We start from the raw sequence: 13952 nt of genomic DNA on the forward strand, positions 1-13952 counted from the left end.
ATTTACAGCTATAGAACCTCTTTTATGACACCAAATGAATGATTTCGCTGCTTTTAAACGCATCCTTTACATGATCATGACATGTAAAATACAAAATCTGCCTTCCGCCTTCACATAAATCATAAAGAACGTCTAATACACGTTTGAGCCTTTCCTGATCAAAATGAACAAAGCTGTCATCCAGCTGGAATGGAAGCCTTGACCCATCCTGACGCGTAACGGCCAGAGCAAATCGGATCGCTGTATACAGCTGCTCACACGTCCCCTGTGACAGCTCTTCCGCTTGATAGACCGTTCCATCACAATGCATGACCATAATGGAATCATCCGTTTCGGAAAAATAAATCGTTTGGTAGCTTCCGTCAGTCAGCGGGCGGAAAAATTCTCCGGCCGTCTCCAGAAGGCGCGGGAGCTCGACTTTTTTATGCCGCTCCAATTTGTTTCTGATCACTTGTTTGATCATTTGGATCGAGGCCCATTTTTTAGCGGTGTCTTTCACACGTTCCTTTTGCATTTCGGTTTGCAGCTTGAGGTCTGAGACCAACCCCGAAGCCTCTAACTGTTCCTGTTTGACAAAGAGCAATGCGATTTGGCTGCGAAGCTGTTGGATCTCCTCAGTCAGCCGCTCTTTTCTTTCCTTCTCAATTAATTGCTTGTTTTTCAATTCAGAAAGCGTATTGGAATCCGCCAGTTCAAGCTCAACCGGGTGTACGCTTTGAAGCTGCGCGTTTACATGATGGAGCTTGTTCTCCGTATCCTTCAGTTGCCTGCTGATCTCAGCTATTGCGCAAAACTCATTTCTGTCTTTTGCAGCCGCCGCGGCAAATAACTGTTCGATCCGGGCTTCAAAATACTGGATTTCTTGTTCCAGCTCCAGCAGCTGTTCCTTTGTATAATGAATATCTGTTTCAATTCCTTTTCTTTGTTTCTCGATTTCTTTTTCACGTTCAACGTTTTTCCGCAGTGTGTGAAGGGCGTCCGAGATGGACATATTCTGACTCTGATCCGCAGGATAAAGCATGCTGACGCGTTCTTCGAATGTTCGCCGGCGCTTTTTCAGCCTGCCTGCTTCAATTGTCAGCTCATGCTTTTTCTTCACGTCTTTTTTGACATCCTTCATTAAGCTGTATGCATCAAGCAAAAAAGACGGATCTTCCATGAATCGGAGCTCCTTCATAAAACGCTCGACCTGAGTAAAGGACGGGGCCATATCGGTTTCCCACTGTTCAAACTGCTGGATGACCCTTTCATAAGCAGCCTCTTTTTGCTGGAGCACTGCCCGCTGTGTGATGAGATGCTGTTTATTGCGGTCATCCTCCCATAACGCTTCTCTCAGCGCTTCGGCTTCTGCCGGCAACATGTCCGTCACTGGCTGTCTCGTCTCCCGGCTGTTTCGGGAAGACGGTGTTTTTTTACCTAATGCAAGCCAATACACAACCAGTGCAGCGCCGATGCTTATGGCAGGAATCCATTGCTGCAGCAGCAGAAAGAGAACGATGAACAACATACCAGCTGCAATGACAGTCTTTTTCTGTTTAACCTGCTGCCTTTCAAAAAACTTCAGCTGTTCTCGCAGCTTCGCTTGCTCTTGATGCTGCCCCTGTGCTTCATCATATGCTTTAAGGGCCGCTTCTTTATCTTTTCTATCGCTGTTTTCAAGAATGGCGGACGAAGCGGCCTGAACGGCCTTTTCTGCGTCTTCCAGCTCTTTCCGGGCAAGTTCAAACGTCTCATCAAGCTGCCGTTTTCTGTCTCTTGCCCGCACATATTGCTGCACCGCCTGCTGTAGCTGCCATTCATAGTCATATGACGTGTTCATATTCAGGAGTTCATTTTCATCCGTTTTATTGAGCTGTTCCAGCCCTGCCGCTGCCTGTGCGGACGACTGGCGCAGCTGTGCCTGAATGGCGGCGAGCTGTTCTCCGCAGGATTGGTACATATGAAACGCTGCGGAAAGCTCTTGTATCAGCGTTTCTTTCGCCAACATTTCTTGATCCGGATTAAGCTTTTGCACCTGTTTGTCCAGCTCCGCCATCTTCACTCGAAGCGCCTCCGCCTGTGCGGATTTCGGGTGAAGGTGAAATTCATATTTTTCCAGCTGGTGCAGCCCGTCAGCCGGAAATTGTCCCGCCTGTTCCGGATATTGTGCCATCGCCTGTTCGAGCGCCGCTTTTTCATTTAACAGCGGCTTCAGCTCAATCGCTCCCTCAAACGATCGGATATGTCCTGCCGCCTCTTGCAATTCGGTATCTGCGGCTGCAAGACGGGATTCGAGCGTTCTTTTTTCTTCAAGAAGCTGATGATAACCCGCTTCCTCTGCTTCAGCCTGTTTTAGCTTCGCTGCCAGCTGCTTAAGCGTTTCCAGCTCTTGATTCAATTGAGGATTTCGCCCGTTTGGTTTATAGAGGATTTCGCTTTCCTTTGTCAGCCGTGAATCAAGCTTAGATATAGCTTCAGCGCCAAACAAGCTGGAAAACAGCAGAAATTCCCCAATCTTGTCCCGATTAAAGGCGTGAATTTCCTGCAGCCCGAATACATCAAATGAATAAATGGCTTTATACAGCGCCCTGTCCGTGCCTTGAAACAGCTGCTTTAAAACATCTCCCTGCTTCACTTCGCCGTTTTCTGTGTACACTCTTAGCTTTTCGGCAGTCCCTTTCGTCCGTTCGATCCTCAACACCCCATATTCGGGATGTTCAGCTTCAAGAACACCTCCGTAGACACCGCCTGTTTTCGGTTCATATTTTTTCGTTTTCGGAAAACCAAACAGCATGCTTTCAATAAATGACATCATCGTCGTTTTTCCTGCCTCATTTAATCCGTAGATTAATTGGACAGGCGAGGCGGAAAAGTGAAAGGTCCGATTGGAAAATTTCCCGTATTGGTAGATATGTAAAGATTTAATTCGCAAAGCTTTCACCGCCTCATGTTTCAAGCACCTTAAGCTGTCTTTTCAATAAAATCTGTGCCTGCTCTTTTATTTCCTTTAGCTCCTCTTGGCTAAACCGGTCCGCGTGCCTTCTATACACAGGATTCCGCTCAAGCCCCTCCAGCACATCTGACAGATCGCCGCGATCAATGTCAGTAAATAAACCGCCAAAAAAAGGATCAAGGCTTGTAAGGTTTGTTTCATGTTCTGTCTCGTCTTCCAATGAGAGCGGCCAAATGAAGTGTTCTTCCTCCGCCTCTTGCTCCTGAAACGCTTCAAGAAGCTCATCCAAAGTGCCTCTCGGCGCCTCCAGCAGCCATTGTGGTGCGGCCCCTTGCAACACGAGTCTGACACAAACAGGGCTCCCCTTTATCCGCAGCTTCGAAAACGCGTCCTCAATCATTTGGAAAAGGGCGGTCACATTCTTTGCCTCCGTCACATCAACTGCCGCTTTTTCCCACAGGACATCATGCGCTTTCTGGAAGTCATACGAAATGTCTCCGCTGGCCACACGAACGAGATAATAGCCTTTGTCTCCCGTCTCCTTCATATGGCGCGCTTGCATGTTTCCCGGATAGATGACCGCCGGGTGCTCGGCAGAAAGAATCTGGCGTTTATGAATATGGCCAAGCGCCCAATAATCCATCCCGCTTTTCACGAGATCATCATGTGTAAACGGGCAATACGGATCGTGTCCTTCAGCTCCTGACAGCGTGCCGTGAAGCATACCGATATGAAACGGCGCGTCAGTCGACCTCCGATAGCGGACGGCTTGGTTTTCCGTCACGGCTCTCTCCTGATAACTGAAGCCGTAAATGCTTGCCATGCGCCTGCCTTCCTTATAAAACGATTTTTCTTCAGGTACAGCGGACGAAAAAATATGGACATTCTCAGGCCATTCAATCGGCGTCCACTCCCCGCCAAGATGATCGTGGTTCCCAAAGATCACATAAACTGAAATCCCGCACTCTCTGAGTCTTTCAAACTGCTTTCTTAAAAAGAGCTGGGCCTTTAAACTTCGATTGGCTTCGTCGAACAGGTCCCCCGCCAGCAAAATGAAATCAACGTTTTCTCTCACTGCGGCATCAATCATATGTCTCACGCTTGCAAACGTGCTTTCTTTGATCCGGGCAAAAATCGGTTCCGGCAGATGCGATATCCCATAAAACGGGCTGTCGAGATGTAGATCTGCCGCATGAATAAAGGTTAGATCAGTCAACATTCTGCTCCTTTCCAGGATGAAGTACCCTTATTTTAGCACCGAATTCTGGCGAATGCACGTTCTGTCAAAAAAGAAACAGCCTGAGGATGCCCAGGCTGTTTTTCAATCAGTTTTTCGCTAAACGAAGCGCTTGTTTGATCGCTTTGAACGCGCTTGAATTGCCGTAAATCAACACACCGCCTTTGTAAATTCTGGCGCCGATGACAGCCAGTATGACGATGGTAAGCAGTGTGATTCCAATTCCAGTAGCTGCCTGCCAAAACGGAATATCAAGCATGCCAACGCGCAAGAACATAATCATTGGCGTAAAGAAAGGAATAAACGAGGTTACCGTAATAAATCCTGCGTCAGGTGCATTCAAGCCGAACATCGCAATCATAAAACCGGCGACAACCAAAAGTGTCATTGGCGTGATCGTTTGCTGCACGTCCTCTATTCTGCTGACGACACTGCCGAGAAACGCGGCAAGTGTCGCGTATAAAAAGTATCCGAGCAAAAAGAAAATCACAGCATAGATGACAGTGGCTGCTGAAACGTCGGTCAGATTAAGGAATCCTCCGACAGATGAAGCTGTTTCGCTCGTTTTGTTCAGCTTTAGCGACAATGAGCCAGCAGCTATGATGACAGCAAGCTGCGTCATTCCGACGAGCCCGATGCCAAGCAGCTTTGCAAACATCTGCTGGATCGGCGGCATGCTCGAGATCAGAATTTCCATAACACGCGAGGATTTTTCGGTTGCGACCTCCATCGCAATCATACTGGCATACATAATGACTGAGAAATAAATGACAAACAGCATAATGTAAACAAGCCCCGCTGTTTGGCCAAGCTCTTCCTCAGACTTCGCCCCCTCTTTCAGCGTCTCCTGTCCGACAGTAACGGGCGCATAAAGACTGCTGATCGTTTCCTGCGAGACACCGAGATCCGCTGTTCCGACAGCCGTTTTGGTTTGCGTCAGCGCCTGCTGCAGCGTATGGTACGTGCTATCATCAGAAATCGTTAACGCTTTATAAGTTCCTGAAATGGCCCCTTTTTCATCTCGTTTGATGATGAGCATGCCATCGAGCGCTTCATCTTTGACTTGCTTTGTGACCTCATCCTCCGATTGCTTCGACTGCTTCACATCTAGACCGCCGTCTGTATCCACCGCTTTCAGCTGGTTCGAGAAAATCGGATATAATTCGTTTGTTTCATCAACAACGGCGATTTTTTCTTTCGTATCATCACCTTGAAACATAGAAATGATCGACTCCATATTCGTTACAACTAAAACAAGCAGTACCGTGATAACAGTCGAGATAATAAAGGATTTTGCCATTATTTTATTTTTATATGTATGAGAAAGCATGAGCCAAAATTTATTCATAGACGGCACCCACCTTTTCTATAAAAATATCGTGCAGTGACGGCTCTTCAAGCTCAAACTTTCTAATAAACCCTTTTCCTTGGAGCATGGCAAAGATCTCTTGAGAAATATCTTCATTAGCGATCTGCAACTTGACGCCGCCAGCCGTTTCCTTACATTTGAGAATGCCTTCATGAGACTGCAAAAAACGCAGATCTTCATCGGAGTGGATCGTGACATTCTTCTTGCCGAAGGAACGCTTGATCTCCTTCAGCCTGCCTTGCACAACCGGCTTTCCTTTCTGTAATATGCACAGGTGCTCACAAAGCTCCTCCACATGCTCCATCCGGTGGCTGGAAAATAAAATAGAAACACCGCTGTTTTTAAGAGAAATCACAGACTCTTTTAACAGCTCAACATTGACAGGGTCCAGACCGCTGAACGGTTCATCAAGGATCAGCAGCTCCGGCTTATGCAAAACAGCCGAAATGAATTGGATTTTCTGCTGGTTTCCCTTCGAAAGCTCTTCCACCTTCTTATTCTCGTAATCTGTTATATTGAAGCGTTCAAGCCATGTGCCGAGCTCTTTTACAGCCTCCTGCTTCTCCATCCCTTTTAATCTGGCAAGATAGACAAGCTGATCTTTCACCTTCATTTTCGGATAAAGGCCCCGCTCTTCCGGCAAATAACCGATTTTGTTGCTGATACTGTAATTTACAGGACGGCCTTTCCAGCTGATTGAGCCCTCCGTAATGCTTAATAAACCAAGGATCATGCGAAACGTCGTCGTTTTTCCCGCTCCGTTTGCACCTAAAAGACCGAACATTTGCTGCTCCGGAATGTCTAAGTCCAATCCGTCAACAGCTTTATAATCTCCAAATGTCTTCGTTACGTGATCAATCTTAAGCACCAAATCTCCTCCTTCCCTGACCCATTATATACTAATTTTGGATTAAACTTAATAAAGGATTTTGAATTCTTTTTTAGAATATAAATATAAATGAAGAAAGACTGATAAACCTTGAAAATGGAGGGGAAACCTGATGGCTGATTATTTCCTTACAGCTTTTGAACCTTCGGGGGAAACACTGGTTAACGAGCGATTTGAGGCAGAGAATGAAGAAGCGGCTAAAATGCGTGGTGAAGCCCTATTAAAAGAAAAAGGGCTGCACAGTCACACCCATCGTGTAGTCAATGCAGCCGGAAAGCTGATTTTGTTTCATAGATGATCAGCTTTCCGGCTGATCTGTTACGCTTGAAACTTAGGCTCTCGTTTTTCCAAAAAGGCACGGATTCCTTCCTGGTGATCCTTGGTCCTTCTCATTTTCTCTTGGGCGCTGCGTTCAAGGGCAAGCACCTTTTGCAGTTCTTCAAGCTGGAGGCTTTGAAAGATGGCTTTCGTTTCGATCATCGCCAAAAGAGGCGAGGCCAAAAGGGTTTCAATAAAGGGTCTTGCGCCTTCCGCAGGGTCTCCGGCAAATGTCCCGTCAAGAAGGCCCAAATCGGCGCCTTCCGCGGCGGAAATTTTTTTTCCGCTCCAAATGAGCTTTTTCGCCTTCGCTTCTCCAATTCTTTTCTTCAGCAAATAATGCCCTCCGCCGTCCGGAACAAGCCCAATGCCGATAAAATTCATCGCGAGAACGGCATTTTTTTCCGCGAGCACAATGTCAGCGCAAAGCGCCAAACTCAAACCCAGTCCCGCAGCAGCGCCGTGAATAGCTGCAATTGTCACTTTCTTCATCTGATATAATGACAGAGTGACAGCCTCAATCGTATCCATCAGCCGCTTAAATTGATCAGGGTCATGCTCTGATGTCATCATCCGAATATCTCCGCCAGCTGAAAAGCCTCTCCCGGTTCCTCTCAGGAGAACGATGAGCGCCTCGCTTGCAGCCGCCTTTTCAACCGCCTCCTTCAGTTCAGACAGCATCTGTTCATTCAGGGCGTGATGGGCTTCAGGGCGATTCAAGATAATCTCCGCAACGGTTCCATTCGATTCATATTGAATAAACTCCATGTGAAGCACCTCCATGTATGCGTTTTCTTTTTTCTTTCTCCTATACATTCCCCGCCATCCTCTAATAAACCTTTTTATTTTTCAAGATCAATAGATACTGAAAAATGCATATTGTTTGAGTGGAAACATAAAGTTTTATATAGTGAAAGAGGGCTATTCGAAAGGAGGAGAGGAAGCATGGATAAATTGCTTGTCAGTTTACTGTTAAGTTTATTTGTGGTGTACTTTCCCCCTTCGGACGTCGTTCTGCCTTCCCAGCTTGAAGAAACCACTGACAGCTATGTGCCTATGTCCTCATATCCGCAGGAAACACAGTCGGCCAAAACGCCGTCGCCGGGTAGCCTGTACATCGCAGAGCTAATCAAAGAATACAGTCCCCTGGCGCTGTCTGTCGGGCAGCTGTCTGTCAAACCCCTTGACGAACCGCTGATAAACAGGCTGGAAAAGGTTTGCGCCGTCCCTGTCAAATACCAGTCTAATTACCTCCGAATATAAATGTTCTTGTTTGTAACTCACCCCATTAGCCAACACTACATTCGGAGGGATTTTCATTGAATATTAAAGAAAACGATCTGCCGGGCATCGGCAAAAAATTTGAAATCGAAACGAGAAGTCATGAAAAGATGACCATTATCATTCATGATGACGGAAGAAGAGAAATTTACCGGTTTCATGACCGGGACCCGGATGAGCTTCTTTCCAATATCTCATTGGATGATTCCGAAGCAAGGCAAATTGCGGCTATTCTCGGTGGCATGGTCTATAAACCACAAGCACTGGAGTCGATCGAAATGGCCTTCAGCGATCTCATTATTGAATGGTTTAAGGTTGAAAAAGGCGCCAAATCGATCGGGCGAACACTCGGGGAGCTTGATGTTCGCCAGAACTGCGATGTCACTGTGATCGCCATCATCAAGCACAGCCGGGAAAAACTTTTAAACCCCGGGGCAGACTCGGTTATTGAAGAAAATGACACACTTGTCCTCTCAGGTGAAAGAAAGCATCTGAAGAAACTGATTCACGATTTTCTTTCTGGAGAGGGCGTGTAATCGGCCGATGGATCATCTTGTATTTGAAGTCGGGACTGCGCTTGTGCTTGTGGCGCTTGCCAGTGTGATCGCCAATAAAATTAAATTTTCGATTATTCCGTTTCTGATTGTGCTGGGAATGCTGCTTGGCCCCCACGCCCCGAAAGCGGGGATTATTGACCTTACATTTATAGAAAGCAGTGAAATCATCGCGTTTTTCGGGCGGATGGGCGTGCTGTTCCTCCTCTTCTATCTCGGACTCGAATTCTCTGTTGGAAAATTAATCAAATCTGGAAAGTCAATCGCGGCCGGCGGAACGATTTATATCTTGATTAATTTCAGCCTCGGGCTGCTTTACGGGTTTATCACTGGGTTTTCTTTTCTGGAAGTCCTCGTCCTTGCAGGCGTCATCACGATCTCATCAAGTGCGATTGTCGCAAAAGTGCTCGTTGATTTAAAAAGAACGGCCAATCCGGAAACCGAGCTGATCCTCGGTATTATCATGTTTGAGGATATTTTCCTTGCCGTATATTTGTCCGTTGTTTCCGGTCTTGTACTAGGTGATGCGACATCAGTCGGGAGTGCGTTTTTGTCCATTTTGATCGCCTTCAGTTATATGCTGCTGTTTTTTATCGCAGCCAGAAAGCTCCCGCCTCTGTTGAATAAGCTGTTGGACATTCGCTCAAATGAAGTGTTTATTATCGTCATTTTCGCCGCGCTCTTTTTTATTGCCGGATTCTCAGAGACGATTCATGTAGCGGAAGCGATCGGCGCGCTGCTGCTCGGTTTGGTTTTTTCCGAAACAGAGCATTCCGACCGGATTGAACACCTTGTCGTTCCGTTTCGCGACTTCTTCGGTGCGATGTTCTTTTTCAGCTTCGGCCTCAGTATTGATCCGTTTTCGCTAGGTGAAGCGGTTTGGCTTGCTTTAGGAGCAGTCATTCTGACCATTCTCGGAAACTTTATCGCCGGAATGGCGGCCGGACGGCGCGCAGGGCTTTCTCATAAGGCGTCATCGAATATCGGACTGACAATCGTATCACGGGGAGAGTTTTCGATTATTGTTGCGAATCTCGGGATAGCGGGCGGCCTGTCAGCCACATTAAAGCCGTTTGCCGCATTATATGTTCTCATTCTGGCGATTTTAGGACCGCTTTTAACAAAGGAATCAAAACGAATCTACCGCCTGCTGAACAAGGTATTTAAATGGAAGCCAGAGGTTCAGCCTGCAAGAAAACAGGGTTAAAAAAAAGCAGCACTGTGATCAGTGCTGCTTTGTCGTTTTCTCAAAAGTCTGCTCTAAATAGTTGATTTTTTCGTCCGTGTAGTGCTCAAATCGCTCATTGTACGATTTCGGATCTTTCGGATTGGCAAAGTGTGTGATTTTCCCTGTATCCCGGTCAATAAATTTACTTGCCGCGCCGCAGCCGATGCCGATAATCGTCTGCACCTCTTCCATAATCATAATGTTGTAGATGCTTTCTTGTCCCGGCAAAGAGTATCCGACATTCTCCAGGTTCCCGAGGATGTTTTTCTGGCGGTACAAATAATAAGGCACGTACCCATGCTCTTTCGTCCAGACTACCGCGTCATCCATCATTTGAGAAACCTCTTCCCTGCCGGCGACTTTGTACTTATGCTTGTTTCTTGTCATTTCTGACGCCCGTTTAAAGGAAAGAGTATGAACAGTAAGGGATTCCGGCATCAGATTTTCCGTTTCTGAAAGGCTGTGTCTAAACTCCTTCACGCCTTCCCCAGGCAAACCGATAATCAGGTCCATGTTGATATTATTCATGCCGTGCCGGCGTGACAGATGATATTTCTCAATGGTCTCTTCAACCGTATGATGCCGTCCGATCGCCTTTAGCGTTTCATTTTCATAGGATTGCGGGTTGATGCTGATTCGGTCAATGTCATATTTGTTTAAAACGGCAAGTTTTTCTTCTGTAATCGTGTCAGGGCGGCCGGCCTCCACCGTAATCTCACGAATGTTTTTCACATCCGGGAAGGAGCGGACCATCTCTTCATACAGCAGATCCATTTCCTCCGCTGTAATGCTTGTCGGCGTCCCGCCGCCAAAGTAAATGGTTGTTACCTTAACATCATGTTCCTTCAGCCATTCGCCGATTTTCTGCATTTCGTAATGCAGCCCCCATAAAAATGAACCGACTCTGCCCGCCTGCCCTTGGATGGCATACGCAGGGAATGTGCAATACGCGCATTTTGTCGGGCAAAACGGAATGCCAATATAAATACTGACTTCATCCTTTACTTGATACAAATCCGGCACTGCCGCCAGCTGCCGGTCAACAATGTCCTGCATTAATTCGATTTTCTCATCGTGAATTAAATAGTCTTTTCTCAATTCAGCATGCGCTTGCTCCTTCGGCATTCCGCTTTGCAGCTTTTTATGAAGCAGCTTTGTCGGCCGGATTCCTGTGAGGATTCCCCACTTTTGCGTGATGCCCGTGTGCGCTTGAAGAAGATTGAGGTACACATAAGAAATCGTGTTTTTCACTTGCTTGAAAGCTTCTTTTTCATTCATGCCTGAAGAAATGGATTTTGTATGCTGTTCCGTTATGCCAGTCCCCTTCACCTCTGCCGAAACCGTTACATGCTCATCCGTTTGTAAGCAGTCTAAAGAAATAACAAAACCTGCGGGCTCCTCTCCGCCGTACACCAGCTCGCACTCTTCATAAAACAAATTTGCAATATTTTGCAGAGGCCGATGCAGGCGGTCATCATGTATGCCTTCTATTTTAATTTGCAACTTCATCACCTAATTTATCAGATTCAAAACTTTCTTTAGTGTACAGAAATAAACCGCTAAAATCAATCCGGCAAAAAAGCCGCCGCACCTGTCAGGGCGCGAGCGGCTTTATTTACACACGTTTCATGTGGAACTTATCAAGAAATCCTTTTCGCTGCTGCATTCGGAAATATTCCTTCATCATGTAAGCGACACCCTGCTCGTCATTGGACCTTGTGACCCAATCAGCCTTTCTCTTGATCTCCTGAGCGGCGTTTCCCATCGCTACCCCAAGACCGGCAAGTTCAATCATCGGGAGATCGTCATACTGATGCCCGATGGCCACTACATCTTCCATAGTCAAACCCAGCTCTGAAGCGACGAGGGCCAGACCCGCTTCCTTCGAGACACCTTTCGGGACGATATTCAGCTTCTCATCGTTTACGCGAATAACGTCAACAGCAGAGAAGGCTTTCGTAATCGTTTCTGTAATGTCAATCTGAATGTCGTGCTCCGTGTACACCTCGATGACAGGCGCACTCACCGGCTCATCCATGAGAAGATCGCTTAATGATTCTACAAACTGGACTGGATAAAAGATCGGATCAGACGGATGAATGAGTGCTTTCCCCAATAAATTTGAATTCACCTTTTTCTTGTTTCCGATCGAATACTTCTCGTGAAGAAGCCGAATATTGCATTGATAGCTCTCCAGCACTTGAACAATATTAAAGGTGTGATCGTCAGAAATTCTTTTTTCAAACAACGGAGCGTCTATTTTCTCAGCGATGTATGCCCCGCTATGAGTGATCAGCTTGGCATCAAGCTTCAGCGATTTTGCTATTTTCTGTGCTGAACGAAAATGACGGTTGGTTACGAGTGTGACGTAAATCCCTTTTTTCTTAACATATTCGATCGCGTCTTTCGTTGCCTGATGAATCTTTCCGTTCGACCGAAGAAGCGCTCCATCTATATTTAAGGCAAGCAATTGTTTTGACACAGAGATGTCCCCCTCCTTGATGACTGTACTTGTGTATAGGATATGACCCTGTCTCTGTGTTTAGAACAACCTTTTCTGCCAAGCAAAAAAAGCCTGACTCAGCAGACTTTATGTATGGCATGATGATAGGATACGATCGAAGCTGCCATTCTCCCTAATATCGTTATTTCGATTTACGAAAAATCATGTATCAGGAACCCCTTGTTTGACCAATGACGCGCTCCGAACACTTACTCTCTCTGTTGCTTATCCCCTCTATATAACGGCATGATATGCGACCGTATCCAATTGAAACCAGGTAAGTGTAGGCGCTTTCAATGCTATTATCTCAGTTTTTCTTGCTGATGACAAGGGTTTTTTTAACTAAAAAAAGCAGCCGAGTGATGTATAGTAAGGTAGGATCTGTTGTTAATTTTTGGAATAGATCACTTAATTCGGAACATACATTCCCATATAATATATATAATAAACAAAAAAGCGGTGATCAGGTGGCTGACTTAAAAGAAATATACAATGAAAAACTGATATCTCAATTGATACACCATATAAAGGCATCTTGTCCTGATTTTAACCAAGACAGATTCGAGGAACAATTGCTGCAGGAAGACTGGCCTGAACTCGCTTTAAAAGAGCGGATGCACCGCATTACAGCTTCCTTATACGAAACGCTGCCAAAACATTACGATGAAGCGCTCGCAATTTTACGGAATGCAGCCCCTCATTTCAAAGGACTCAGCGGAATTCTATTCCCTGATTATGTGGAACAGTACGGGTTAGCGCATTGGGAAGAATCAATAAAGGCGTTGGAATACTTTACACACTATTCTACCTCAGAATTTGCTGTGAGGCCTTTTTTGCTTTTAGATCAAGAAAAAATGATCGCACAATTGCTTGCATGGTCTGAGCATGAAAATGAACACGTGAGAAGACTTGCGAGCGAAGGAAGCAGGCCCCGCCTGCCATGGGGAAAATCAATACCCGCTTTAAAATCGGACCCTTCCCCCGTTCTGCCGATCCTTGAGAAACTGATGCAGGACGAGTCCTTGTATGTAAGGAAAAGCGTGGCCAACAGCCTTAATGATATATCAAAAACGCATCCTCATTTGCTGAAAAAAATCGCAGATCAATGGCACGGAACACACCCCTACACTGATTGGATCATCAAACACGCCTATCGAACCTTATTAAAAAAGGGCGATAAACAGGCCTTACAGCTTTTTGGTTATGAAAATGCTGATTCGATCCAATTACATGATTTAACATGCCAATCCAGCCGTATAGCCATTGGCGAAAACCTCGAATTCTCTTTCTATATTCATTCAGAAAGGGATCAAAAAGTAAGAATTGAGTACGCAATTGATTTTATAAAAGCAAGGGGTCAGCGTCATCAAAAAGTATTTAAAATTTCAGAAACAAATATACGAAAAAATGAAACTAAGTCATACACAAGAATTCAATCCTTTAAGGATCTGACGACCAGAAAGCATTACAAAGGAATCCATACATTATCAGTGATCATCAATGGAGAAGTAAAAGATTCATTGAATTTCCAAGTTTGCTGAATCAATAAAAAATCCCTTCTTTTCCAAGAAGGGATTTCAGATGTTGACAAAATCCTAAAACGGTTTTCGTTTTAGGATTTTGTCATCTTTTCAGCGTGAT

General features: G+C 45.7%; 12 protein-coding genes. 5 read left to right on the forward strand and 7 right to left on the reverse strand.

Annotated elements, in window-relative coordinates:
- Positions 1-22: 22 nt before the first annotated feature.
- From JMN17_RS15595 to JMN17_RS15610, 4 genes are all read right to left on the reverse strand, one after another.
- Positions 23-2920, reverse strand: a complete 2898-nt coding sequence (locus tag JMN17_RS15595) for an ATP-binding protein (RefSeq protein WP_202328494.1) — start codon at positions 2918-2920, stop codon at positions 23-25.
- Positions 2921-2924: 4 nt separating this feature from the next.
- Positions 2925-4151, reverse strand: coding sequence for a metallophosphoesterase family protein (locus tag JMN17_RS15600; protein WP_202328495.1), 1227 nt, complete (start codon positions 4149-4151; stop codon positions 2925-2927).
- 106 nt (positions 4152-4257) lie between these two features.
- Positions 4258-5517, reverse strand: a complete 1260-nt coding sequence (locus JMN17_RS15605) for an ABC transporter permease (RefSeq protein WP_202328496.1) — start codon at positions 5515-5517, stop codon at positions 4258-4260.
- Positions 5510-6406 carry an ABC transporter ATP-binding protein gene (locus JMN17_RS15610; RefSeq protein WP_202328497.1) on the reverse strand — a complete coding sequence of 299 codons (897 nt, stop codon included), beginning with the start codon at positions 6404-6406 and terminating at the stop codon, positions 5510-5512. The genes JMN17_RS15605 and JMN17_RS15610 overlap by 8 nt, the downstream gene beginning before the upstream one ends.
- A 133-nt stretch (positions 6407-6539) precedes the next feature.
- On the opposite strand from JMN17_RS15610, the gene JMN17_RS15615 reads away from it, so the two are divergent.
- Entirely contained in the window at positions 6540-6725 is a 186-nt protein-coding gene (locus JMN17_RS15615; protein ID WP_202328498.1) for a YhzD family protein, read from the forward strand.
- Positions 6726-6745: 20 nt separating this feature from the next.
- On the opposite strand, the gene JMN17_RS15620 is transcribed toward JMN17_RS15615, so the two are convergent.
- Entirely contained in the window at positions 6746-7513 is a 768-nt protein-coding gene (locus JMN17_RS15620; RefSeq protein WP_087991299.1) for an enoyl-CoA hydratase, read from the reverse strand.
- 177 nt (positions 7514-7690) lie between these two features.
- On the opposite strand from JMN17_RS15620, the gene JMN17_RS15625 reads away from it, so the two are divergent.
- The 3 genes from JMN17_RS15625 to khtU are packed head-to-tail and all read left to right on the forward strand — an operon-like array spanning position 7691 to position 9787.
- Positions 7691-8008 carry a hypothetical protein gene (locus tag JMN17_RS15625; protein ID WP_087991232.1) on the forward strand — a complete coding sequence of 106 codons (318 nt, stop codon included), beginning with the start codon at positions 7691-7693 and terminating at the stop codon, positions 8006-8008.
- 56 nt (positions 8009-8064) lie between these two features.
- Positions 8065-8562, forward strand: coding sequence for a K(+)/H(+) antiporter subunit KhtT (khtT, locus tag JMN17_RS15630; protein ID WP_087991231.1), 498 nt, complete (start codon positions 8065-8067; stop codon positions 8560-8562).
- Between the two features lie 7 nt (positions 8563-8569).
- Positions 8570-9787 carry a K(+)/H(+) antiporter subunit KhtU gene (gene khtU / locus JMN17_RS15635; protein ID WP_087991230.1) on the forward strand — a complete coding sequence of 406 codons (1218 nt, stop codon included), beginning with the start codon at positions 8570-8572 and terminating at the stop codon, positions 9785-9787.
- Positions 9788-9805: 18 nt separating this feature from the next.
- On the opposite strand, the gene JMN17_RS15640 is transcribed toward khtU, so the two are convergent.
- Both JMN17_RS15640 and JMN17_RS15645 read right to left on the reverse strand, forming a co-directional pair.
- Entirely contained in the window at positions 9806-11311 is a 1506-nt protein-coding gene (locus JMN17_RS15640) for a coproporphyrinogen III oxidase (protein WP_202328499.1), read from the reverse strand.
- Positions 11312-11423: 112 nt separating this feature from the next.
- Positions 11424-12290, reverse strand: coding sequence for a Cof-type HAD-IIB family hydrolase (locus JMN17_RS15645; protein WP_202328500.1), 867 nt, complete (start codon positions 12288-12290; stop codon positions 11424-11426).
- A 488-nt stretch (positions 12291-12778) separates the two neighbouring features.
- On the opposite strand from JMN17_RS15645, the gene JMN17_RS15650 reads away from it, so the two are divergent.
- On the forward strand, positions 12779-13852 hold the full coding sequence (locus JMN17_RS15650; protein ID WP_202328501.1) for a DNA alkylation repair protein: 1074 nt from the start codon (positions 12779-12781) through the stop codon (positions 13850-13852).
- Positions 13853-13952 lie beyond the last annotated feature (100 nt).

This window comes from Bacillus sp. RHFS10 (assembly GCF_016757475.1).
Classification (GTDB): domain Bacteria; phylum Bacillota; class Bacilli; order Bacillales; family Bacillaceae; genus Bacillus; species Bacillus subtilis_G.

Bases quoted from the DNA above. Each gene is read 5' to 3' on its own strand.
- JMN17_RS15600 (WP_202328495.1), bottom strand. From the start codon at position 4,151: ATGTTGACTGATCTAACCTTTATTCATGCGGCAGATCTACATCTCGAC.
- JMN17_RS15605 (WP_202328496.1), bottom strand. From the start codon at position 5,517: ATGAATAAATTTTGGCTCATGCTTTCTCATACATATAAAAATAAAATA.
- khtU (WP_087991230.1), top strand. From the start codon at position 8,570: ATGGATCATCTTGTATTTGAAGTCGGGACTGCGCTTGTGCTTGTGGCG.
- JMN17_RS15625 (WP_087991232.1), top strand. From the start codon at position 7,691: ATGGATAAATTGCTTGTCAGTTTACTGTTAAGTTTATTTGTGGTGTAC.
- JMN17_RS15615 (WP_202328498.1), top strand. From the start codon at position 6,540: ATGGCTGATTATTTCCTTACAGCTTTTGAACCTTCGGGGGAAACACTG.
- JMN17_RS15620 (WP_087991299.1), bottom strand. From the start codon at position 7,513: ATGGAGTTTATTCAATATGAATCGAATGGAACCGTTGCGGAGATTATC.